Below are 21,598 nucleotides of genomic sequence, written 5' to 3'. Positions count from 1 at the left end.
TTCTTAATTTAGGGGTTCAAATTCCAGAACAATGAAATACGAACAAATTCCTAATTCCCTTTTTATAAAAAACCGTAAAAAATTCATGCAGCGCGTGATGCCTAAAAGCATTGCGGTCTTTAATTCCAATGATATTTACCCTATTAGTGCAGATAGTGTGATGCCCTTTGAGCAGCATCGCGATATTTTTTACCTCAGCGGTGCGGATCAAGAGGAAACTATCTTGTTGCTCTTTCCGGATGCGATGGATAAAAAACACCGCGAAATTTTGTTCGTTCGGGAAACCAATGACCATATTGCCGTTTGGGAAGGCGCAAAACTGACCAAAGAAATGGCGACTGAAGTATCTGGAATTCAAACCATTTACTGGTTAACCGATTTTGACAAGGTTTTCTTTGATTTGATGTCCGAGGCGGATACCATTTACTTTAATACCAACGAGCACTACCGCCAAGCCGTGGTGAACGAAACAAGGGAAGACCGCTTTATTAAAAAGACAAAGGCGCAGTATCCTGCGCATCGCGTAGCAAAGAGCAATCCCATCCTTCAGGACATTCGAGGGATAAAAGAGCCGGAAGAAATAGACTTGATGCAGACGGCCTGTAACATTACCGAAAAGGGATTTCGACGCTTACTAGGATTTGTAAAACCGGGCGTTTGGGAACATGAGATAGAGGCAGAACTTATCCATGAATTCATTCGTAACCGCTCTAAAGGCTTCGCCTATCCGCCGATAATCGCAGCTGGTAATAACGCAAACGTATTACATTATTTAGAAAATAATAAGCAATGTAAGGAGGGCGATTTGATTTTGATGGACGTGGCCGCCGAATATGCCAACTACTCCAGTGACCTTACACGTACGATTCCGGTAAATGGAAAATTTACAAAACGACAAAAGGAGGTGTACGAGGCTGTTTTACGCGTGAAGAACGATGCGACCAAACTTTTGGTGCCAGGGACAATTTGGGCGGAATATCATAAAGAATGTGGTAAATTGATGACTTCTGAGCTGTTAGGACTTGGATTGTTGGACAGGGCCGATGTACAGAACGAAAATCCGGATTGGCCAGCGTATAAAAAGTACTTTATGCACGGTACCAGTCACCATATTGGTTTAAATACCCACGATTACGGAGAACTCAAAACCCCTATGAAAGCGAATATGGTCTTTACCGTAGAACCAGGTATCTATATTCCGGAAGAAGGATTTGGAGTGCGTTTGGAGGACGATGTGGTGCTACAGGAAAAAGGCGAACCTTTTAATTTAATGGGGAATATTCCTATTGAGGTGGAGGAGATAGAGAGTTTGATGACAAAATAGTTTGCGGTAAAGAGTCACAGGTGGTCAGTGATTGTGGTCGGTTATATAAATGGTCGTCATCCTGAGCGCAGTCGTAGGACAGGTTTGAATTCTGGTCAATTTATTTAATGGCGAATTACACACCTCCTTTGGTAAGCTTGAATCATTTTTAAAAATAAAACAAGTAAATATGAAACTAGTCTCTTGGAACGTAAACGGTATTCGTGCGGCGGTAAAAAAGGGTTTTGCAGATGTGGTGTCCGATTTTGATGCCGATGTGTTCTGCGTGCAGGAAACCAAGGCACAGGATGATCAAGTGGCCGGGGCTTTGGACGCACTTGATGGTTACGAACTGTATTCAAACAGTGCAGAACGCAAAGGATATTCCGGTACGGCTATTCTTAGTAAGGCAAAACCAATAGCCTTCTCTATAGATATGGGCGTACCCGAGCATGATCTGGAAGGGCGTATTACGCATGCCGAGTACGAGTACTTTCATTTCGTAAATGTTTATGTGCCCAACAGCGGTAGCGGATTAAAGCGCTTGGAGTATCGTCAACAGTGGGACAAGGACTTTACGGCGTACCTAAAAAAGCTATCGGAAAGTAAGCCTTTGGTGGTTACAGGCGATTTTAATGTGGCGCATACCGAAAACGATTTAGCGAACCCAAAATCCAACTACAACAAAACTGCAGGTTTTACCCAAGCCGAGATCGACGGGTTAGACAACATGTTGCAAAAACTGAAATTGGTGGATACCTTTAGGGCCAAACATCCCCATACGTTTGACAAATATTCGTTCTGGAGTATGCGGGGTGGTGCCAGAAGCCGTAACGTAGGTTGGCGTATCGATTATTTTTTGGTCAGTGAATCGCTTTGGCCCAAAGTAACTTCCGCAGAAATTCATGACCAGGTTATGGGAAGCGATCATTGCCCTATCAGTATTGAATTTAAATTTTAGAAAGTATGCCTTTACTAGTAATGCTTCAAGAAGCGGCCGATATTGAAAAAAAGATACAAGAAGCTCCGGATAGGGCCTACGAAATTGGCGTTGCCATTGGCACTTATTTGCCTTTTGCGGTACTCGTATTAATAGCCTATTTGTTTTATTATTATTCTAAAAAAAGAAAGAGGCTAGAGGAGTAAGAAATGCTACTACTTACATATTGCGACTGCAACATTTTTAAATGATATTATGCTTTAGACACTGTTTTCCCATTGAAAACATTCCCCAATAAAAAAACTACTAAAGCCGGTAACACCCAACCCAAACTATATTTTTGTAAAGGTATCCATTCAAGATACTCGCCTTTTGCCGCTAGCGGGATACCAACCGATCCCAAAAAATCTGGAACACTAAAAATAATAGTGGTAAGTACAACAGCCTTGAAAACGTTGGCAGAGCCATATTTCTCAGGAACCACATTTAATAGTATAAGAACTATGGTAATGGGGTAAATAAACATGAGCGCGGGTAAGGCAACTGCAATGATGTATGCTACATTAAACTGCCCCATTACCACCCCCAATATACATCCTAAAATAGCGGTTAGGGTATATGCCATTTTGGAATTCTTGAATTGTGCCCTTACAAAATCCGAAGTACCTGTTACAATACCAACTGCCGTAGTAAAACAAGCTAAACTTACCAAGATACTAAGGCCTAGATTACCAATGGTCCCTAAACTCAGAATCGCCATTCCGCTTAGCAATGCTGTTCTAGTCACCTCTGCATTAAACGAGCCATGCATCAGGCTGCCGGAAAGAATCAAACCAGCATAAATAAGAAATAAACCTAATCCTGCCAACCAACCCGCCTTGCGAATCAGTGCTTTCTTATCTGAATAAGAAGCCTCTTTATTCTCTATATTAGTTGATATAATGATAACCCCACCTACAACAACGGCACCGATGGCATCAAAGGTTTGGTAGCCTTCCAAAATACCATCTGTGAAAGCACTCGCTATTTGCATGTTTGAAAAATCAAAAGGAAATGAAAACAGGATATTCCCAATTAATAAAAGAAGTATGATAATGATTGCGGGAGTCAATAACTTACCTATAATATTCAAAATTTTAGACCTATTTATTACAAAAACAAATACTAAGCCAAAATAAAGGATACTTGTAAGCCAAGATGGACTGTCAAAAAAAGGCTGTACGGCCATTTCGTGAGTCACAGATGCTGTTCTAGGTGACGGTAGACTAATTGAAATAGCATAAATAATAACGGAATACACCAAGGCGAAGGAAGGCGATACTTTTTTGCCAAAATCAAAAATAGTTCCTTGAAGCTTGGCATGTGCCAAAATCCCCAAAATTGGAATTATTACTGCCGAAAGACAAAAGCCTAGAGCAACCAACCACCAAACACCACCTGAATTAAAACCCAATAAGGGAGGTAAAATAAGATTACCCGCCCCAAAAAATAGAGAGAAAAGAGCAAAGGCTGTAACGAGGATTTTTTTGGTTTCGCGCATAGTAAAAGTTGCTCGGCAAGATAATTTAAAAATAGGAAAGCGTAACAACAAAAATCCCTTACCTATAACTTTTGGAAGTTGACAACAGGAATTGAACACATCACAACAAATTATGGTTCAGATGATTAATATACTATATCTTGAACCAAAATTAATAAACACACCAATTAACCATTGGTTTATTATCCTAAAAACGAAACGTTGAACAAAGCATTATAAAGATTCCCAAATCGTGCCGATGCTCTTTAAAAACCCTACCAAATGAAAAAAATATTCTGTAATATTTTTGGCCACCATTACTCCATATCAAAAAAGGTTACATCCCATATCAAAGAATACAAATGTATCCACTGTCAAAAACAGGTTACTACAGATGTAAGCGGTAACCTATCTATATTGACACCTGAACTTCAGGATATTAATAGGACTTTAGAACATATTTATCAGAGAAGACATCAAGCTGCGCAACAAGTAGCATAATTCTTCCCTCCCCTCCTAAAAAAAATACAATATACATAAACTCCAGTCCCATGGCTGGTAAAGGAGTTTAATGGTTATTCCCGTAAATTAAGTAAGCCGCTTTCATCTTAACTGTCGTAACGCCCCACAATGGATAAGTAAAGTTTGCCCTTGTTTTCGGGAATTTTTTTGTTTACCAACTTCCCTTATCGAAAAGATCTAAAAATGCCGCTGCGGATAAATTCAGGAAGTCGACCAGAAAATGTGAAAAAATGGCCCATCGTAAACTTCCTGTTTTTAAGTATATCGTCGCCCATACGATTCCCATAATGAAAGTTGCAATGATCAAATCGATTCCACTATTGACTTCCGAATTGATACCAAATGCAATATGATTTATGGCGAATACGCTACTTGTGAATAAAACCGATACCCAATTTGGCCAAGTTTTGGTGTAGTCCGTAAGTAAGCCCCGCCAGTAAAATTCTTCAATCCATGGATTAATAAGAGCCAACAGAATCCACGGCAACCAAATTTGCCAACCCGCTAAAGTTTCAGAGTGCAAAAGGAATATCGGCAAGGGAATCAACCCGATTACGATTGCCACTATACTCCATCCTACAGAACTCCCGGGTTTTTTCAACCATTTTTCAATCGATTTTTGACCGCCATATTTCATTATAAAGAAGAGCCACAAGGCCCAACCAAATAAAATCATCGGAATAAAAGCCCATTTGTCAATAAATTGCCCAAAAATATAAGCGGCCAAAAGGTTGACGGCAATTATAACAAAGGGTGACAGTAGTACGATGGTTCTGTTTTTTGAAAGATTCATGATTTTGTAGCTTTAGAATTTTTTTTGATAGAAGAAAATGACGAAACCTAGCGCCAAGAATGTTCCGAAAACGGAAGGCAGAAATTGACTGTACGGTTTGAAATTCGGTAAAATGGTACCTGTGGCCGCTGCCAGAAGTGCCGTAAAAGCGGCTATCATCTTGTAGATGTGTTCGTAGAGCCAAAGTTTCCCATACTTCTTCTCGGGAATCAAATAGCGCAAGAGATCATAGGAAATCGAAAAGAACAGGAACCCAAGAGTTGCATAGATGATAACGGGTGACCAAACCATACCGATCGATTTAATGTAATACAGAAAGAATATACCGGAACCAAGTGTAGCCAAAGCGACAAGAACATCATAAGGTTTAAAGGTGTTCGATTTCATCTTAATGATTCGAAAACCGGAATACGCATTATACCCGCTCAACAATGTAAGTACTAAAAGAAATTGGTTCGCCTTAAAAAAGAATACGCCTAACAATCCCGTCGTTACCACAATGGTGAGAAGTACGAGGAACCATCTTCCGATTTTTCGATGTTTTTTTCCTCCCTTTTTTGTCAAAAGGATAAATAGACCAAGTAGCAAAGCGAACGTTCCTAAAATGACATGCACAATAATATTGCTCCGGTGTAGGAATGTGTAGTCTTCCATTTCAAAAGTTTAGGACAAAACTCCTGATAATGAAAAAGATGCGCGACCCAACCCATCGGCTGAAACCCATTGGGGCTATTTTTTCTTGAATTCGGAAGGAGAAACCCCCGTATATTTTTTGAAGTACCGGTTGAACGAAGATTTGGATTTGAAACCACAATCGAAGGCGATACCTAAAACGGATAGATGATCAAATTCAGGTGAGGACAACATCTTTTTAGCCTCCTCGACCCGATATTGATTTACAAAATCATAAAAGTGCATCTGAAAATGTTGATTGATAACTTGGGAGATATGAGATTGGGGTATTTCGCTTTTTTCGGCAAGTAGCGATAAGTTCAGGTTTTCGTTTAAAAAAGGTTTTTCGGTTTCCATATGTTCGACGAGTCGGCTAGCCAAACGTTCTATTTTTTCAACGGTAAGTCCTGATTTGGAATACGAGGCATTTTGATTCGAGGTATCCGTAGTGTTTAAGCCCGAGATTTTTTGCAAGTCGCTATTGGAGAAAATAGCGGTTTGACGGAACCCATAGAATCCGAAGGCTATGACCATAACACTAAGACAAATTCCAACCAATGCAAAAGCTTTTTCGACGGGAAGCAATTGAAACTGCACCGCCCCGAAAATTAAGAACGAAGAAGCCAGGAACAGAAGAAAATAGGAGTTCACGATATAACTGACCCATTTCAAGTTGACCTTTTCCTCAAAGGAAAAATAATCCAGAATAGTTGCTTGGTGTCTTTTCAACAGGATCAAATCCCAAGTACAATAGACAAATCCTGAAATGGCAAGGGGTACGGCGTAGTATTGCATCCACCAAAGGGATTTCTCGTTGGGGTCGATAAAGCCGTTCGTTGCTGTCAGGAGAAGGCTTTCTTTTTGCTGTAGTACAAAAAAGAAGATAACATAGAGCACATAAACTCCTAAATGTAGCGATAGCGTTTTCCACGTAATTCGATGTCCGGTTAGGGATAAAATGTAAAGAAATAGCAATGGCGCCCCCAATAAGGGCAATGAAAAGCTTAGAATGGCCCAAAAGCCTTCAATTGGAAACTGGTAAATGGTAATTTCATAAAAAGCGATTTGCCCTAAGGTCACCAATAACCAGCCTAAAAAAAGATAGTCGCTCCGGTTCTTGTTTTTCTTGAAGAGGAGGAGTAGAAACATGAAAACTCCGATTCCAAGGCCAGCATTTAAGATGATTTCCATACAGGTTTGTTGCGCTCGAAGTTACAAGCTATGCAATTATTCGCTTTCCGAAAAAGAATTCCACCCTTGCGCAGTCAGCGGAATCTTTGTTTCGCCCCTTGTTATTAAGTGCGCTCCTTCAGTAGCCTGTGTCATGTGTCCAATGATGGATAAGCTTGGGTTCCCCTTTATTTTAAGAAAAGCCGACTGGTCTACGGTAAATAGTAATTCGTAGTCCTCACCGCCACTTAAGGCAATCATGGTACTATCTACTTTAAATTCTTCACAGCTAGAAATAACCGTCGGGTCCAACGGAATTTTGTCCTCAAACAAATTACAGCCCACATTACTATTCTTACAGAGGTGTAAGATTTCTGATGATAGTCCGTCACTAATATCGATCATTGACGTAGGTTGTACATCTAATTGTTGAAGAAGGGCTACGATATCCTTTCTTGCCTCTGGCTTTAATTGTCGCTCTACGATATAAGAATACGGCTCAAGATCTGGTTGGCTATTAGGATTAACTTTAAAAACTTCTTTTTCACGCTCCAATACTTGTAGCCCCATGTAGGCACCTCCCAGGTCTCCGCTAACGACTAATAAATCGTTTGGTTTTGCTCCCGAACGATAGGTGATTTTATCTTCATCTACTTGGCCAAGTGCCGTAATACTAATCATTAATCCGGTCTTTGACGAAGTGGTATCCCCACCTACTAAATCTACGCCAAATGCTTTACAAGCAGTTGCGATGCCTGCATATAATTCTTCTAAAGCTTCTAAGGGAAATCGATTGGATACTGCAATGGACACCGTTATTTGGGTTGCTGTTGCGTTCATGGCATATACGTCGCTCAGATTAACCATGACCGACTTATATCCAAGGTGCTTCAAAGGCATATAGCTGAGGTCAAAATGTATGCCTTCAATCAGTAAATCGGTAGTTACTATTGTTTTCTTGTTCGTAAAGTCTAAAACTGCGGCATCATCACCAATTCCTTTTAAAGTGGATTTATGGGTGATAGTGAACTCCTTGGTCAAGTGTTCTATAAGGCCAAATTCACCTAATTTTTCCAATGAGGTAAGTTCGTTATTTTTGTTTTCTAGCATGATGCAAAAGTACGGAGTTAGCGTAAATTCTTGGACATAAAAAAACCGAAACGTAATGCTTCGGTTTTAATAAAGAATTTTACACGCTATTATTATCCTAAAGAATAACCATCGCTGTAGGTACGTTTCACATATTTGTTCGCGGGTTCAAAATTGGTCACCTTCATGTTCTCAGCATCCCATTGTAAACGTTTTCTGCCATAGTACTGTTTTCCTCCACCCCAGAAACTTTTGTTCTCCGCCGAAGGATCTATTTCAAAATACGCTTTTAGTGCCAGGTTCCCGATAAGGATACTCTCTGTAAATGGCCCTGCATAATCAAAAGAAGAACTGGTCTCCGCGTTTCCATATCCTGCCATACACGCGTTAACCCATTGCAGGTAATGACCTTCTGGTACACGGGCAATAGTTTCTTCTACTTCAAACTGTTCGTTAAGGCTTAGTGGTAGTAGTCTAGGATTGGCACCATAACAATCTGCCAATAATTTTCCTTTATCTCCAATGAACAAGACACCACCATCCCAGTTTCCTAATGCTTCATCATCTCCAAGTTCTTCCGGTCTTTCAGGTAAGAGTCCACCATCCATCCAAGTAACTTTTATCTTTCCATTACCGTCTGTTCTAGGGTAGCTTAGGTGTATTTTACTTGAGCTCGGGAAGCTTTTTGGATAATCTCTATAGGCAAAATTCCCACTGAATGAATCAGAAATACTACATTCAAAGGTATCCGGATACAAAATTGGTAATATTCGATATACAGGATCCATAATGTGGCAGGCCATATCGCCTAATGCACCAGTTCCAAAATCCGACCATCCCCTCCAATCGAACGGAAGGTAAGCATCGTTATAATCTCTCTTTTCTGCAGTGCCTAACCAAAGGTCCCAGTTGAGTCCTTTTGGAATTTTGTCTTTTTTGGTAGGTGTTTGCAGTGCCTGCGGCCATATTGCACGGTTAGTCCAACATTTTACTGTATGTACATCTCCAATGATTCCGGCATTGTAAAGCTCTTTCATTTTACGCACCCCATCTCCAGAACCTCCCTGATTTCCCATTTGGGTAACCACCTTGAACTTTTTGGCAGCTTCTGTAAGCATACGAGCCTCCCAAATATCATGTGTCAAAGGCTTTTGAACATAGACATGTTTCCCCATCGACATTGCTTGGTAGGCTGCAACAGCATGGTTGTGGTCTGGAGTGGATACGGAAACGGCATCAATAGTATTCCCTTCCTTCTCCAACATTTCTCTAAAATCGTGGTAATAGCTCGCTTTTGGATATGCCTTTCTAGAATCAATCGCTTGGCGATCGTCGACATCACAAAGCGAAACAATGTTCACATTTGGACTTTCGGCAAAAGAGGATAAATCACTTTTTCCTTTACCACCTGCACCAATACCGGCGATGTTCAGTTTGTCACTAGGGGCTACATATCCTTGGCCGCCCAATACATGTCTTGGTACGATCATAAATCCTGCAGCAGCGACAGTCGATTTTTTCACGAACGATCTTCTTGACTCGTTCTTAAGAATTGAAGGTTTTTTTACCATAATTATAAAAGTGCTTGTTGTAGAAATTAAAAAGAGCGTTGAATATAATTAATTTTTTTGTATTCTCTTAACTAAGCCTTTGGATATTTATATAGACTGCTGGGGTATTTCATATCTTTACAAGAAGTACACGGCAAATAAAAGTAAATGAAACAAGTTCTTTTAACCTCTATTCTTATTTCTTTAGTATTTTCTTGTTCCAGTGGTGACGATGCATTTACCGCTAACGATAGTGCATCCATGACGGATGACGAGAGTGTTGGCTCATCCAGTTCTTTTGTTCCATGTGAAAATGGGATGGCCGGAGAATATCCCTGCGAAGGCTATGATTTGTTGGGAAGAATTTCGTTAGAAGATTTTGAGTCTGATTCAGGAAACGACATTTGGGGGTGGATGGATACTAGCACCGGAAAAGAATATGCCTTAATGGGTTTGGATGATGGCACTGCTTTTGTGGATATTTCCGATACCGAAAATTTGATTTATTTGGGCAAGTTGCCTTCTGCAACGACTTCAAGCCCATGGCGAGATATAAAGGTCTATAAAGACTTCGCCTATATAGTTGCGGAGGCAAATAACCACGGTGTTCAAGTGTTCGATTTAAAAAAGCTAAGGGATACCAATAACCTTCCTAAGGTGTTTTCTGCGAACTACCGTTATACGGATATTGGGAATGCCCACAATATTGTCATCAATGAGCAAACAGGTTTTGCATATCCAGTAGGCACAGATCGCAATGATCAATTTAATGGGGGCGTACACTTTTTAGATTTACAAAATCCCGGAACACCTAATTCAGCTGGCGGTTGGGGGGTCAATGGATACACGCATGATGCACAAGTGATTAACTACACCGGTCCGGATACGGATTATGTCGGCTCTGAAATTTTTGTTGGAGCGAATGAAGATCAAGTGGTCATAGTAGATGTTTCCCAAAAAAATACTCCCTTAACAATTTCAACTTTAGGATATCCATTTATAGGATATACCCATCAAGGCTGGTTTACCGAAGACCAACGCTATTTTATTCTTGGAGATGAGTTGGATGAAATAAATTCAGGGTTCCGATCTAGGACGCTAATTTTCGATGTAACAGATTTGGACAATCCCGTATTACACGATACATATTTAGGTCCAACCAGTGCTATAGATCATAATGGTTATGTTGTAGGAGATGAATTTTTCCTTGCGAATTATACTGCCGGGGTTCGTGTTTTGGATATTTCCGGAATAGCAGAAAAATCAGTTTTCGAAACAGGTTTTTTTGACACCTATCCTGTTAATGATAATACACAGTTTGATGGCGTATGGAGTGTGTACCCCTTTTTAAATAGCGGTAAGATTTTAGTTAGCGACATCAACCGTGGGTTATTTGTAATTAAAAAATCAGAGTAAGAAATGCGGAAGTCGTTTTTTTTATTTTTTCCCATCCTCTTATTTGCCTGTACTAAGGATGAAAGTGTTGGTTCACTTACGGAGACGCAAACTAACTTTTTGGGCGAAGTGGAGTGGATAAAAACGTTTGGTGGAAGTGGAGAAGAAACAGCACAAGCAATAATTTCTACCACAGATGGTGGTTATGCAGTTTTAGGTTTTACGAATAGTATGGACGGAGATGTTCAGAATAAGGCAAATCCAGTAAACGATTATTGGTTGTTAAAATTCGATGGACTTGGAAATCTTGAATGGAACAAAACCTATGGTGGCAGTAAGGATGACAGAGGTCAGAGCTTGGTTCAAACCAAGGATGGTGGTTTTGCCTTAACCGGATATGCCATGAGCGATGATGGGGATGGCTCTAGAAATAATGGATTTCACGATAATTGGGTGTTAAAAGTAGATGCGCAAGGGGAATTAGAATGGGAAAAGAGTTTTGGTTTTTCGGGCCATGACCACTCTTATGACATAATAGAGGCGCAGGATGGCGGTTTGTTTTTTACCGGATTTTTGGATATTACATCGGCACGGGCAGATGGGAATACAGAGAAATCAAACACACTTACGAGACATGGCGTTGGGGAATTTTGGGGGACTAAAATCGATGCAACTGGTGGGCTACAATGGAGGGGTTATTTTGGAGGTACAAACAATGATAGGGCACATGCTGTAGTAGAGGCTGAAGATGGTGGTTTTGTGATGGCTGGATTTACTGAAAGCGATGATTTTGATATTAGTAACTCGCAAGGGAGTTATGATTTTTGGATGGTAAAGGTTGATGGTAACGGGTATTTGCTTTGGGAACGTTCCTTTGGAGGTTCTGGAATAGAGATCTCTTACGATATTGCTAAAACGCCGGATGGAGGTTATGTAATAACAGGCAACACTTTTAGTACTGATGGAGATGTTTCTAAGACAAATGGGGAGTCTGATTTTTGGTTGGTAAAAGTAAATGACACGGGCAGTATAGTTTGGGAGCAGGCTTATGGGGGTTCTGGATTTGATGCTGCACAAGCGGTTATTGCTAGTAAGGATGAAGGTTATTTTGTCGTAGGCAATTCCAAAAGTTCAGACAAGGATGCCAACGCTAATTATGGGGAAAATGATATATGGGTCATTAAAACGGATGAAGCAGGTAATCTGGTTTGGCAAAAATCTTTTGGAGGTAGTGGTTTGGATTTTGCTTTCGATATTGTAGAGAATTTAGACGGTGGTATAGTGCTCGTGGGAGAAACCTCTAGTGATGATTTCCAAAATACTATTTCCAAAGGAAAATCCGATATTGTAATGATTAAAGTGAAGTAAGGGTTCTCCTTATACTGTCCATAAAAAAACCCTATGCTATTATATGTTATAATAATGTTAGGTTTTATGGAATAGAACTACTTATCCTATATATTTGTAAACTATTTAGACCAAATCCAATTAAGAGATGATAGAAGTATCTGAAACGGCAAAAAAGAAAGTCATAGACCTCATGACCGAGGGCGGCTTTGACGCAGCTAAGGATTATGTTCGTGTAGGCGTAAAAAGCGGCGGATGCAGCGGTTTGTCCTACGAGCTCGATTTTGACAATAAAGTTGAAGAGACTGATAAGCTTTTTGAAGATAACAACGTACGTATCATCGTAGATAAGAAGAGTTTTTTATACTTGGTGGGTACGGTGTTGGAATATTCCGGAGGGTTAAACGGTAAGGGCTTTGTTTTTAACAACCCTAACGCACAGCGTACTTGTGGTTGCGGAGAGAGCTTTTCATTATAATATTAGATACACTTAAGCATGGCATATACAGAAGAGGAATTAAAGAAAGAGCTGGAAACGAAGGAGTATGAATACGGGTTTTATACAGACCTAAAGTCAGAAACATTCCCTAAAGGCTTAAACGAGGATATTGTTAGGGCTATTTCTAAAAAGAAAGAGGAGCCGGAATGGATGACGGAATGGCGATTGGATGCGTACCGTATTTGGGAGAAAATGGAAGAGCCGGAATGGGCAAACGTACACTATGAAAAGCCAGATTTTCAAGCCATAAGCTATTACTCTGCGCCAAAACCACCTGATCCAAATAAAAGCTTGGACGATGTTGACCCAGAATTGCTGGAGATGTACAGAAAATTGGGTATATCGGTAGATGAGCAAAAGAAGTTGCAAAACGTAGCTGTAGATATCGTTGTAGATTCAGTTTCTGTAGCCACTACGTTTCAAAAAACACTTGCCGAAAAGGGAATTATTTTTATGCCGATTTCCGAGGCAATTCAGAAACACCCAGACTTGGTCAAAAAATATATGGGTACGGTAATCCCTAAAAAAGACAACTTTTATGCAGCGTTGAATTCCGCTGTTTTTACAGATGGATCTTTCTGTTATATTCCAAAAGGAGTGCGTTGTCCCATGGAGCTTTCTACCTACTTTAGAATTAATGAAGGAGGAACAGGGCAATTTGAGCGTACCTTGGTCATTGCAGATGAAAGTAGTTATGTAAGTTACTTGGAAGGCTGTACTGCGCCATCACGAGATGAGAATCAATTACATGCTGCTGTTGTAGAATTAATTGCCTTGGATGATGCAGAGATAAAATACTCTACCGTTCAAAACTGGTATCCTGGTAATAAGGAAGGTAAAGGCGGGGTGTACAATTTTGTAACCAAGAGAGGATTGTGTGAAAACCGTTCTAAAATCTCATGGACTCAGGTAGAAACAGGGTCTGCAGTTACTTGGAAGTATCCTTCTTGTGTATTGAAAGGTGATAATTCCATTGGGGAGTTTTATTCTATTGCTGTAACGAATAATTATCAGCAAGCAGATACGGGCACTAAAATGATTCACTTAGGAAAGAATACAAGAAGCACCATTATTTCCAAAGGAATATCAGCAGGAAAATCACAGAATAGTTATAGGGGATTGGTTCAAATCAGCTCAAGGGCAGAAAACGCACGAAACTTTTCGCAATGTGATTCTCTATTAATGGGTAATGAATGTGGTGCACATACATTCCCGTACATCGAAGCAAAAAATAAAACGGCTCAAGTAGAGCACGAGGCAACTACCAGTAAAATTGGCGAGGACCAAATTTTTTATTGCAACCAAAGAGGTATCGATACTGAAAAGGCTATTGCCTTGATCGTTAACGGTTTTAGTAAGGAAGTACTAAATAAGTTGCCGATGGAGTTTGCTGTAGAAGCTCAAAAGCTGTTAGAGATAAGTTTAGAAGGTTCTGTAGGATAAAAAAAAGACGCTAACTAATACAGGAGTTGCAAAACATAGGAATTAGGCAAAGTTATCCTAATCGCAGTCATAGGATTGATTAAGATTAGATAAGCGTTTTGGGATACGTACCAAATTAGTTGTAAAACGAAAATGAAAAAAATAGTATATATTGGTTTAATCTCAGTATTGGCTTTCTCTTGTAAAGAAGCTAAAAAAGAAACCGTTGAGACGGTTGTTGAGGTTCAAAAATCTGAGGTAAAGCTCTATACCTTTAGCGGTGGTTCTGTAGGCGTGAATAATTTGGAATTATTTTCTCAAGACACCACTTATCAAGGGCAGACCAAGGAATTTGCTGATCCCTTTTACGTGATCAGTCATCCAAAAGGGAATCTGATGTGGGATGCAGGTTTGCCGGAAGCACTTGTTGCGGCTCCTGGACCAATTACGCCAGAGGGAGGCGCCTTTACTATTTCAAGGCAGGATTCTGTATTGAATCAATTGAAGGTAATTGGGATGACTCCGGATGACATCGATTTTTTAGCCCTCTCACATACTCATTTTGATCATAGTGGTCATGCCAATGTACTGCATAAATCAACATGGTTGGTTCAGGGTACGGAATATGAAATGATTACAAGTGATGAAATTAAAAATGGGGAAAATGTTGGATTATATGAAGCCATCAAGGAGCTCAAAAACGTAAAAAAATTGGAAGGAGATTATGACGTCTTTGGAGATGGTACTGTCGTTATCAAATCAATGCCAGGGCATACACCAGGGCATCAGGTATTGTATTTGGAACTGGCAGACCACGGGCCTGTTTTATTAACTGGCGATTTGTATCACCTATATGAAAATAGAGAATATAAGAGGGTTCCAAGTTTTAACTATAATGTAGAACAAACCCTATCTAGCATGGATGCTTTTGAGGCGTTCGCTAAGGAGAAAAATGCAAAAGTATACGTACAGCATCAAAAAGAAGATTTTAATAAAATGCCTAAGGCACCAGAATATTTAAAGTAGAAGCTAATGTTGACAATTAAGGATTTACACGCTCAAGTAGAGGATAAAGAAATTTTAAAAGGTATTAACCTAACGGTGAATGCAGGTGAGGTTCACGCTATTATGGGCCCTAACGGTTCTGGTAAAAGTACCTTGGCATCTGTGATTGCTGGAAAAGAAGAATTTGAAGTTACAAAAGGTTCGGTTAGCTTGGAAGGCGAAGACCTAGAAGAGGTTTCTCCAGAAGAAAGAGCACACAAAGGAGTGTTCCTTTCGTTTCAATATCCAGTTGAGATACCAGGTGTATCTGTAACTAATTTTATGAAAACGGCTATCAACGAAACGCGGAAAGCTAAAGGTTTAGAGGATATGCCAGCGAATGAAATGTTGAAATTGATTCGTGAGAAATCAGAACTTTTAGAGATAGATCGTAAGTTTTTATCTCGTTCTTTAAATCAAGGATTTTCTGGTGGTGAAAAGAAGCGTAATGAAATTTTTCAAATGGCTATGTTAGAGCCAAAAGTGGCTATTTTGGATGAAACAGACTCTGGTCTTGATATTGATGCTCTTCGTATTGTAGCCAATGGCGTAAACAAGCTTAAAAGCAAGGATAACGCAGTTATCGTAATTACGCACTACCAAAGACTATTGGATTATATCGTACCTGATTTTGTGCACGTAATTCACGACGGAAAAATTGTAAAATCCGGAACCAAAGAGTTGGCTATGGAGTTAGAAGCAAAAGGATACGATTGGTTAAAGAACGAAGCTGTAGTTTAAAAAAGTACGAAGTAAAAAGAAGTGGGTGCTAGGTCCCTACTTCTTTTTACTGCCTACATATAGTTATCAAAAATATGGATTTAAAAGACAAATTAATTTCTTCTTTTATGGCGTTCGAGAACAACGTGGATGTGGAACATCCTGTTCACGATGTACGTACAGAGGCGATAAAGAATTTTGAACATAAAGGTTTTCCTTCTAAAAAAGAGGAGGCATGGAAATACACTTCGCTAAATAGTCTGCAAAAAGTAGATTTCAGTATTTTTCCAAAGCAAGACAGTGCTATTGAATACAAGGACGTAAAGAAGTATTTTATTCATGAAATAGATACGTATAAGATTGTTTTTATAGATGGTGTTTATAGTTCTCATCTTTCAGAAACAACGCACGATGGTGTAGATATCTGTTTAATGAGCTCGGCCTTGACCAAACCTATGTATAAGCAAATCATAGATGTATACTTTAATAAGGTAGCTTCTAAAGATGAGTCCTTAACAACACTAAATACAGCATTTAGTAGAGAAGGAGCGTATATCTATATACCAAAGAATAAAATGCCAAAGAAGCCTGTAGAAATCTTACATTTCGCTACAGGAAACGAGGCATCATTAATGTTACAGCCAAGAAACCTTATTATTGTAGAGGAAAATGCTGAGGTTCAAATTATAGAGCGTCATCAAAGCCTAACGTCTAATGATGTCCTTACCAATTCTGTTACTGAAATATTTGCTGCAGAAAGTGCTATTGTTGATTATTACAAGATACAGAACGATACCGCTAGTGCGTCTCTTATAGACAATACCTATGTGGATCAAAAAGGAAAAAGTCACGTAAAAGTGCATACGTTCTCTTTTGGTGGTAAACTAACGCGTAATAACCTCAACTTCTTTCAAAATGGGGAGTATATGGACTCTACCATGAAAGGAGTGACCATTCTTGGCGAAAAACAACATGTAGACCACCACACTTTGGTGCATCATATAGAACCAAACTGTGAGAGTCATCAGGACTATAAAGGAATTTACGGAGATAGTTCAACAGGTGTGTTTAACGGGAAAATTATCGTAGATAAGATTGCCCAAAAAACTAACGCTTTTCAAAAGAATAATAATATTTTGATAAGTGATAAGGCCACCATAAACACAAAACCACAATTGGAAATTTTTGCCGATGATGTAAAATGTTCCCATGGTTGCACAATTGGTCAATTGGATGAAGATGCTTTGTTTTATATGCAGAGTAGAGGAATTCCTAAAAAGGAAGCTAGAGCATTATTAATGTATGCCTTTGCGAACAATGTGTTGGAGAGTGTACGTATTCCAGAAGTAAAGACTAGAATCAATAAGCTGATAGCCAAAAAGTTAGGGGTAAATTTGGGATTTGATCTATAGAGAAATGAGATTTAAAATTATAGCATATAAAAGAGCCGTTTTAATAGCGGCTCTTTTTATGTTTATATACCGAATAGGAACGGCTCAAGAAACGCGTTTCGGAATCAAAGGCGGAGTCAATTATTCTTCCATTGTAGGCGATTTAACGCAGGGTTTAAAATTTCGCTTTTCTGGTCATGGTGGTGTTTTTTTGGAAATCGATTTTTCCGAAAAATTCAAGTTACAGCCAGAGCTGATGTATTCTTCCCAGGGATTTCAGTTTAGTACAGATTTGGCCGCTATCCAAAATGGCGGAGCTGTGGGAGATGATAATGACTTTAGGACCAACGTACAATTAAATTTTATTACCGTTCCCATTTTAGGAAAATTTGCTTTAAACGATAAGCTGGATGTGGAATTTGGTCCACAGTTTGGTTTCCTGTTGAATCAAGTAACCAAGATTAAAGACCTAGATCAGAATTCTAATGTAAATGCAGATAGGAGATCTTCCGTTTCCGGTGATTTTCAGCTGGACTATGGGGCTGCCGTAGGACTTGGTTATAAGTTAACCGATGATCTTTCTATTTCTCCCCGGTTTTATGTAGGACTACGAAACCGACTTAATGCACTGGCAGGCGCACAAAACTACAATGCGTCCATTCAACTGTCAATGAATTATATGTTTCGGTAATTGCTTCAAATTTTTGATTTTACATATTGGTTTACTGTTTTTTGGCACCTTATTGGCTGCTATTTAACCTTTTGTTAGATTTTCCTACACTGGTGATGGTTTACATTTGAGAAACTAAAAAATTAGAATCATATGAATGTAAAATTACTTTTGGTGCTTTTGTTCCTAGTTTCTTTAACCGCGTTCGCTCAAGACAAAAAATGGAGTGTAGAGGCCAATTATGGAATCATACCATCAGACGGTGTTGGAGGAGATGACAATATCTTGGATTTCGGTTTAAAATATAGATTTGCTGATTTTGAATTTGTGCAATTGGGAGTGGGTGCCAATGTGGGATTTTCAAGTGAAAGCTTCGATGATTTCGAAAACGTTGAAGGAAACTACAAGGGGTTTTATTATCAACCCAGAGTGTTTGCTGAGTTTAGAATTCCTGGAATTCAGAAATTAAGACCAAGTTTAGCATTAGGTTACAGTATAGTAAATGAGGATACAGATGTAATATCAATTGGTGAAGAGATTAAAATAAATACAACAAACGGTGGTTTTAATTTGAACCTTGGTTTATCCTACGACATAACCAAACGATTCTTTATCCAGGCACAATATGACTTTATTAATTTGAATGTTGATAATGAATTTATGTTTCAGGGTGAAGCAGTTCAAAGTGATGATACTATAAGCTTAAACACTCTTAGGTTAGGAGTAGGTTTTAGGTTTTAAAAAGCTATGTATAATAGGAGAGATACCTGATATATTTGCAATATAGGACCTCTTAAGACCCAAGCCAGTCCCCAAAGGTTGCTAAAACCTTTGGGGTCTTTCATGTCAGCACCCAATTATCTTTGCTGAATGGAACCTATTTCTAGCAGTGTGCTGTACCCTGTAGATTCATAATCAATGCCATGAAAACACCGTAGTTAATTCCACAGTAAGTATCTTTGTAATTCAATTGAATTGCTATGTTTGATGTAACAAAAATAAGAGCCGACTTTCCCATTTTAAAAAGAGAAGTCAACGGTAAACCACTGGTTTATCTGGATAATGCGGCAACCTCACAAACCCCGCAACAGGTCATCGATGTGATTGTAGACTATTATTCCAACTACAATGCGAATATCCATAGAGGAGTACACGCGCTTTCACAAGAGGCAACGGATAAATATGAGGAGGCGCGTCAGAAAATCCAGAAGCATTTCAATGCCAAGCATGCTTATGAGATTATCTATACCTCGGGCACTACGCACAGTATTAATATTGTCGCCAATGGTTTTTCCTCTTTTATTAAAAAAGGTGATGAGGTCTTGGTTTCCGCCATGGAACATCATTCCAACATCGTGCCTTGGCAAATGCTTTGCGAGCGTACCGGGGCTACCTTAAAAGTGATTCCTATGAACCAAGAGGGGGAATTATTGATGGAGGTGTACGATACCCTACTTTCCGATAAAACAAAATTGGTGTTCTGTAACCATATTTCAAACGCTTTGGGAACCATTAATCCAATTGAGGAAATCATTGATAAAGCCCACAAGGTCGGCGCTGCCGTATTGATAGACGGTGCGCAAGCCGCTCCCCATTTAATTGCGGATGTGCAAGCCTTGGATGTTGATTTTTATACTGTTTCTGCGCATAAAATATGTGGGCCTACGGGCGTAGGTATGCTGTACGGAAAAGAAGAATGGTTGAATAAGTTACCTCCTTACCAAGGAGGCGGAGAAATGATTGCCGAGGTAACTTTTGAAAAAACTACCTATGCCGGTTTACCACATAAATTTGAAGCAGGAACGCCTAACATTTGTGGCGGTATCGCTTTTGGTGCAGCGTTGGATTATATGAATGCCATCGGTTTTGAAGCGATTGCTGCCTATGAACATGAATTATTGGATTATGCTACGGAAGAGCTTTTAAAGATAGACGGACTTAAAATTTATGGAACCGCACAGCAGAAAACATCGGTAATTTCCTTTAATATCAAAGGAGTACATCCCTATGATATTGGAACAATTTTGGATAAACTGGGAATAGCGGTACGAACCGGGCATCATTGCGCCCAACCCATAATGGATTTTTACAAAATTCCAGGTACGGTGCGCGCTAGTTTTAGTTTTTACAATACCAAAGAAGAAGTAGATGTGCTGGTAGCTGGGGTACAACGCGCCGCCGCCATGTTGGTGTAAGCCTCCCGTTATCATTCTCTTAAAGTATTGAAATCCACCGTTTGTTATTGTATTTTTGTATAAAATATGGAGATGAAGATTAAAGAGATACAGGAAGATATCGTAGCAGAGTTTGCCATGTTCGAGGATTGGATGCAGCGCTATGAATATATGATAGACTTGGGGAAATCGCTCCCGCTGATTGCCGAGGAATTTAAAACAGACGATAACATTATAAAAGGATGCCAAAGCAAGGTATGGGTGCATGCAGATTTGGAAACCGATAAACTGGTGTTTACCGCAGATAGCGACGCTATCATCACAAAAGGCATAATAGCGATTTTAATCCGCGCGTTCAGCAATCAAAAACCCCAGGACATTATTGATGCCAACACAGATTTTATAGACGAAATAGGATTAAAGGAACATTTGTCCGCAACACGGGCCAACGGTTTGGTAAGCATGATCAAGCAGATCAAGCTTTATGCCGTTGCCTATCAAACACAACTAAGTAAGACATGAGCGATATAAACACAGCAGCCGATAGCGAGGAGCTAGGAGAGAAGATAGTAAAGGTTTTAAAAACGATTTACGATCCAGAAATTCCTGTAGATATTTATGAATTGGGACTTATCTACGATGTATTGGTAAACGAGGATAACGAGGTTAAAATACTAATGACCTTGACCTCGCCGAACTGCCCTGTTGCAGAAACCTTACCTGTAGAAGTAGAGGAAAAGGTAAAATCCTTAAATGCCATAAAGGATGCGGAGGTAGAGATTACCTTTGACCCTCCGTGGACTCAGGATTTAATGAGTGACGAGGCAAAGTTGGAATTGGGAATGCTATAATTATCGGTTATGGCAGATGAAATCATAAATAAGGTAGCCCAAAGCAAACTGGTCACGTTTGATTTAGAGGATTATTATCCCAAAGGAGAGCGAAAAGTCCTAGACCTAAAGGATTGGTTGTATGAAGGCATTATTCTAAGGGAAAAAGAGTTCAGAGCATTTCTTTTGGAGCATGATTGGGAGCAGTATTCAGGTGCCTTTGTAGCCCTTACCTGCACAACAGACGCCATTGTTCCGGGTTGGGCATATATGTTGGTAACGACGAAATTACAACCTTATGCCAAAAGAATAGTGCAAGGCAGTTTGGTAGATTTGGAAACTAGTTTATACCAAACTATCCTATCTGAATTGGATGTTACGGCCTATGCAGATATTCCTGTTATTATAAAAGGATGCAGTCATAAACCGGTTCCTCCAAATGCTTATTTGTTACTTACCGAAAAATTAATGCCAGTAGCGAAGTCTATTATGTACGGGGAGGCCTGTTCTTCTGTACCACTTTTCAAAAGAAAATAAAATACTTTTAT

General features: G+C 39.5%; 22 protein-coding genes. 16 read left to right on the top strand and 6 right to left on the bottom strand.

The features are described 5' to 3' along the window. The first annotated feature begins 31 nt into the window (after positions 1-31). The 3 genes from MS6x_RS09595 to MS6x_RS09585 all read left to right on the top strand — a co-directional run bounded on the left by MS6x_RS09595 (position 32) and on the right by MS6x_RS09585 (position 2,449). On the top strand, positions 32-1,324 hold the full coding sequence (locus MS6x_RS09595) for an aminopeptidase P N-terminal domain-containing protein (RefSeq protein ID WP_482607063.1): 1,293 nt from the start codon (positions 32-34) through the stop codon (positions 1,322-1,324). Positions 1,325-1,493: 169 nt separating this feature from the next. Beyond that, a complete protein-coding gene (locus MS6x_RS09590; RefSeq protein ID WP_482607062.1) occupies positions 1,494-2,264 on the top strand; it encodes an exodeoxyribonuclease III in 771 nt (256 codons plus the stop codon). A 5-nt stretch (positions 2,265-2,269) separates the two neighbouring features. Beyond that, positions 2,270-2,449: a hypothetical protein gene (locus tag MS6x_RS09585; RefSeq protein ID WP_482607061.1), complete on the top strand. Its 180-nt coding sequence runs from the start codon at positions 2,270-2,272 to the stop codon at positions 2,447-2,449. A gap of 47 nt (positions 2,450-2,496) precedes the next feature. On the opposite strand, the gene MS6x_RS09580 is transcribed toward MS6x_RS09585, so the two are convergent. The 6 genes from MS6x_RS09580 to MS6x_RS09555 form a co-directional block, all read right to left on the bottom strand. Further along, positions 2,497-3,783, bottom strand: coding sequence for a branched-chain amino acid transport system II carrier protein (locus MS6x_RS09580; protein ID WP_482607060.1), 1,287 nt, complete (start codon positions 3,781-3,783; stop codon positions 2,497-2,499). A gap of 652 nt (positions 3,784-4,435) precedes the next feature. Then, on the bottom strand, positions 4,436-5,077 hold the full coding sequence (locus MS6x_RS09575) for a CPBP family intramembrane glutamic endopeptidase (protein ID WP_482607059.1): 642 nt from the start codon (positions 5,075-5,077) through the stop codon (positions 4,436-4,438). A gap of 12 nt (positions 5,078-5,089) precedes the next feature. Further along, positions 5,090-5,731 carry a hypothetical protein gene (locus MS6x_RS09570; protein ID WP_482607058.1) on the bottom strand — a complete coding sequence of 214 codons (642 nt, stop codon included), beginning with the start codon at positions 5,729-5,731 and terminating at the stop codon, positions 5,090-5,092. 75 nt (positions 5,732-5,806) lie between these two features. Continuing rightward, the gene (locus MS6x_RS09565) at positions 5,807-6,940 is read right to left on the bottom strand and encodes a helix-turn-helix domain-containing protein (protein WP_482607057.1); all 1,134 of its coding nucleotides are present in this window, start codon (positions 6,938-6,940) and stop codon (positions 5,807-5,809) included. A gap of 36 nt (positions 6,941-6,976) precedes the next feature. Next, entirely contained in the window at positions 6,977-8,029 is a 1,053-nt protein-coding gene (gene thiL / locus MS6x_RS09560) for a thiamine-phosphate kinase (RefSeq protein WP_482607056.1), read from the bottom strand. 92 nt (positions 8,030-8,121) lie between these two features. Next, positions 8,122-9,531, bottom strand: coding sequence for a Gfo/Idh/MocA family protein (locus tag MS6x_RS09555; protein ID WP_482607055.1), 1,410 nt, complete (start codon positions 9,529-9,531; stop codon positions 8,122-8,124). 195 nt (positions 9,532-9,726) lie between these two features. On the opposite strand from MS6x_RS09555, the gene MS6x_RS09550 reads away from it, so the two are divergent. The 13 genes from MS6x_RS09550 (at position 9,727) to MS6x_RS09490 (ending at position 21,587) form a co-directional block, all read left to right on the top strand. Next, positions 9,727-10,974: a choice-of-anchor B family protein gene (locus tag MS6x_RS09550; protein ID WP_482607054.1), complete on the top strand. Its 1,248-nt coding sequence runs from the start codon at positions 9,727-9,729 to the stop codon at positions 10,972-10,974. Between the two features lie 3 nt (positions 10,975-10,977). Beyond that, a complete protein-coding gene (locus MS6x_RS09545; protein WP_482607053.1) occupies positions 10,978-12,321 on the top strand; it encodes a hypothetical protein in 1,344 nt (447 codons plus the stop codon). 127 nt (positions 12,322-12,448) lie between these two features. Continuing rightward, entirely contained in the window at positions 12,449-12,778 is a 330-nt protein-coding gene (locus MS6x_RS09540; RefSeq protein ID WP_482607052.1) for a HesB/IscA family protein, read from the top strand. An 18-nt stretch (positions 12,779-12,796) separates the two neighbouring features. Next, positions 12,797-14,242 (top strand): Fe-S cluster assembly protein SufB, encoded by a 1,446-nt coding sequence (gene sufB / locus MS6x_RS09535; RefSeq protein ID WP_482607051.1) that lies wholly within the window; start codon positions 12,797-12,799, stop codon positions 14,240-14,242. 132 nt (positions 14,243-14,374) lie between these two features. Continuing rightward, the gene (locus MS6x_RS09530) at positions 14,375-15,247 is read left to right on the top strand and encodes an N-acyl homoserine lactonase family protein (protein WP_482607050.1); all 873 of its coding nucleotides are present in this window, start codon (positions 14,375-14,377) and stop codon (positions 15,245-15,247) included. 6 nt (positions 15,248-15,253) lie between these two features. After that, a complete protein-coding gene (gene sufC / locus MS6x_RS09525) occupies positions 15,254-16,006 on the top strand; it encodes a Fe-S cluster assembly ATPase SufC (RefSeq protein ID WP_482607049.1) in 753 nt (250 codons plus the stop codon). 74 nt (positions 16,007-16,080) lie between these two features. Continuing rightward, complete coding sequence (gene sufD, locus MS6x_RS09520) at positions 16,081-17,397, top strand: Fe-S cluster assembly protein SufD (RefSeq protein ID WP_482607048.1); 1,317 nt, start codon at positions 16,081-16,083, stop codon at positions 17,395-17,397. A 4-nt stretch (positions 17,398-17,401) separates the two neighbouring features. Then, entirely contained in the window at positions 17,402-18,067 is a 666-nt protein-coding gene (locus tag MS6x_RS09515; RefSeq protein WP_482607047.1) for a porin family protein, read from the top strand. 132 nt (positions 18,068-18,199) lie between these two features. Beyond that, positions 18,200-18,787, top strand: a complete 588-nt coding sequence (locus tag MS6x_RS09510; RefSeq protein WP_482607046.1) for an outer membrane protein — start codon at positions 18,200-18,202, stop codon at positions 18,785-18,787. Between the two features lie 239 nt (positions 18,788-19,026). Beyond that, positions 19,027-20,241 (top strand): aminotransferase class V-fold PLP-dependent enzyme, encoded by a 1,215-nt coding sequence (locus tag MS6x_RS09505; RefSeq protein ID WP_482607045.1) that lies wholly within the window; start codon positions 19,027-19,029, stop codon positions 20,239-20,241. A 72-nt stretch (positions 20,242-20,313) separates the two neighbouring features. Beyond that, entirely contained in the window at positions 20,314-20,742 is a 429-nt protein-coding gene (locus MS6x_RS09500) for a SufE family protein (RefSeq protein ID WP_482607044.1), read from the top strand. Then, positions 20,739-21,071: an SUF system Fe-S cluster assembly protein gene (locus MS6x_RS09495; RefSeq protein WP_482607043.1), complete on the top strand. Its 333-nt coding sequence runs from the start codon at positions 20,739-20,741 to the stop codon at positions 21,069-21,071. The genes MS6x_RS09500 and MS6x_RS09495 overlap by 4 nt, the downstream gene beginning before the upstream one ends. A 9-nt stretch (positions 21,072-21,080) precedes the next feature. After that, on the top strand, positions 21,081-21,587 hold the full coding sequence (locus tag MS6x_RS09490; RefSeq protein WP_482607042.1) for a DUF2480 family protein: 507 nt from the start codon (positions 21,081-21,083) through the stop codon (positions 21,585-21,587). The last annotated feature ends 11 nt before the right edge of the window (positions 21,588-21,598 follow it).

Source organism: Maribacter sp. MS6, from assembly GCF_056839185.1.
Note: the sequence above shows the minus strand (reverse complement) of the source record. Positions and strands in the feature narration are given on the sequence as shown.

Coding starts and splice junctions, on each gene's coding strand:
- MS6x_RS09540 (WP_482607052.1), top strand. CDS start 12,449: ATGATAGAAGTATCTGAAACGGCAAAAAAGAAAGTCATAGACCTCATG.
- MS6x_RS09500 (WP_482607044.1), top strand. CDS start 20,314: ATGAAGATTAAAGAGATACAGGAAGATATCGTAGCAGAGTTTGCCATG.
- sufB (WP_482607051.1), top strand. CDS start 12,797: ATGGCATATACAGAAGAGGAATTAAAGAAAGAGCTGGAAACGAAGGAG.
- MS6x_RS09570 (WP_482607058.1), bottom strand. CDS start 5,731: ATGGAAGACTACACATTCCTACACCGGAGCAATATTATTGTGCATGTC.
- MS6x_RS09495 (WP_482607043.1), top strand. CDS start 20,739: ATGAGCGATATAAACACAGCAGCCGATAGCGAGGAGCTAGGAGAGAAG.
- MS6x_RS09580 (WP_482607060.1), bottom strand. CDS start 3,783: ATGCGCGAAACCAAAAAAATCCTCGTTACAGCCTTTGCTCTTTTCTCT.
- MS6x_RS09550 (WP_482607054.1), top strand. CDS start 9,727: ATGAAACAAGTTCTTTTAACCTCTATTCTTATTTCTTTAGTATTTTCT.
- MS6x_RS09510 (WP_482607046.1), top strand. CDS start 18,200: ATGAATGTAAAATTACTTTTGGTGCTTTTGTTCCTAGTTTCTTTAACC.
- MS6x_RS09515 (WP_482607047.1), top strand. CDS start 17,402: ATGAGATTTAAAATTATAGCATATAAAAGAGCCGTTTTAATAGCGGCT.
- sufD (WP_482607048.1), top strand. CDS start 16,081: ATGGATTTAAAAGACAAATTAATTTCTTCTTTTATGGCGTTCGAGAAC.
- MS6x_RS09490 (WP_482607042.1), top strand. CDS start 21,081: ATGGCAGATGAAATCATAAATAAGGTAGCCCAAAGCAAACTGGTCACG.
- MS6x_RS09505 (WP_482607045.1), top strand. CDS start 19,027: ATGTTTGATGTAACAAAAATAAGAGCCGACTTTCCCATTTTAAAAAGA.
- thiL (WP_482607056.1), bottom strand. CDS start 8,029: ATGCTAGAAAACAAAAATAACGAACTTACCTCATTGGAAAAATTAGGT.
- MS6x_RS09530 (WP_482607050.1), top strand. CDS start 14,375: ATGAAAAAAATAGTATATATTGGTTTAATCTCAGTATTGGCTTTCTCT.
- MS6x_RS09545 (WP_482607053.1), top strand. CDS start 10,978: ATGCGGAAGTCGTTTTTTTTATTTTTTCCCATCCTCTTATTTGCCTGT.
- MS6x_RS09585 (WP_482607061.1), top strand. CDS start 2,270: ATGCCTTTACTAGTAATGCTTCAAGAAGCGGCCGATATTGAAAAAAAG.
- MS6x_RS09590 (WP_482607062.1), top strand. CDS start 1,494: ATGAAACTAGTCTCTTGGAACGTAAACGGTATTCGTGCGGCGGTAAAA.
- MS6x_RS09565 (WP_482607057.1), bottom strand. CDS start 6,940: ATGGAAATCATCTTAAATGCTGGCCTTGGAATCGGAGTTTTCATGTTT.
- MS6x_RS09595 (WP_482607063.1), top strand. CDS start 32: ATGAAATACGAACAAATTCCTAATTCCCTTTTTATAAAAAACCGTAAA.
- MS6x_RS09575 (WP_482607059.1), bottom strand. CDS start 5,077: ATGAATCTTTCAAAAAACAGAACCATCGTACTACTGTCACCCTTTGTT.
- sufC (WP_482607049.1), top strand. CDS start 15,254: ATGTTGACAATTAAGGATTTACACGCTCAAGTAGAGGATAAAGAAATT.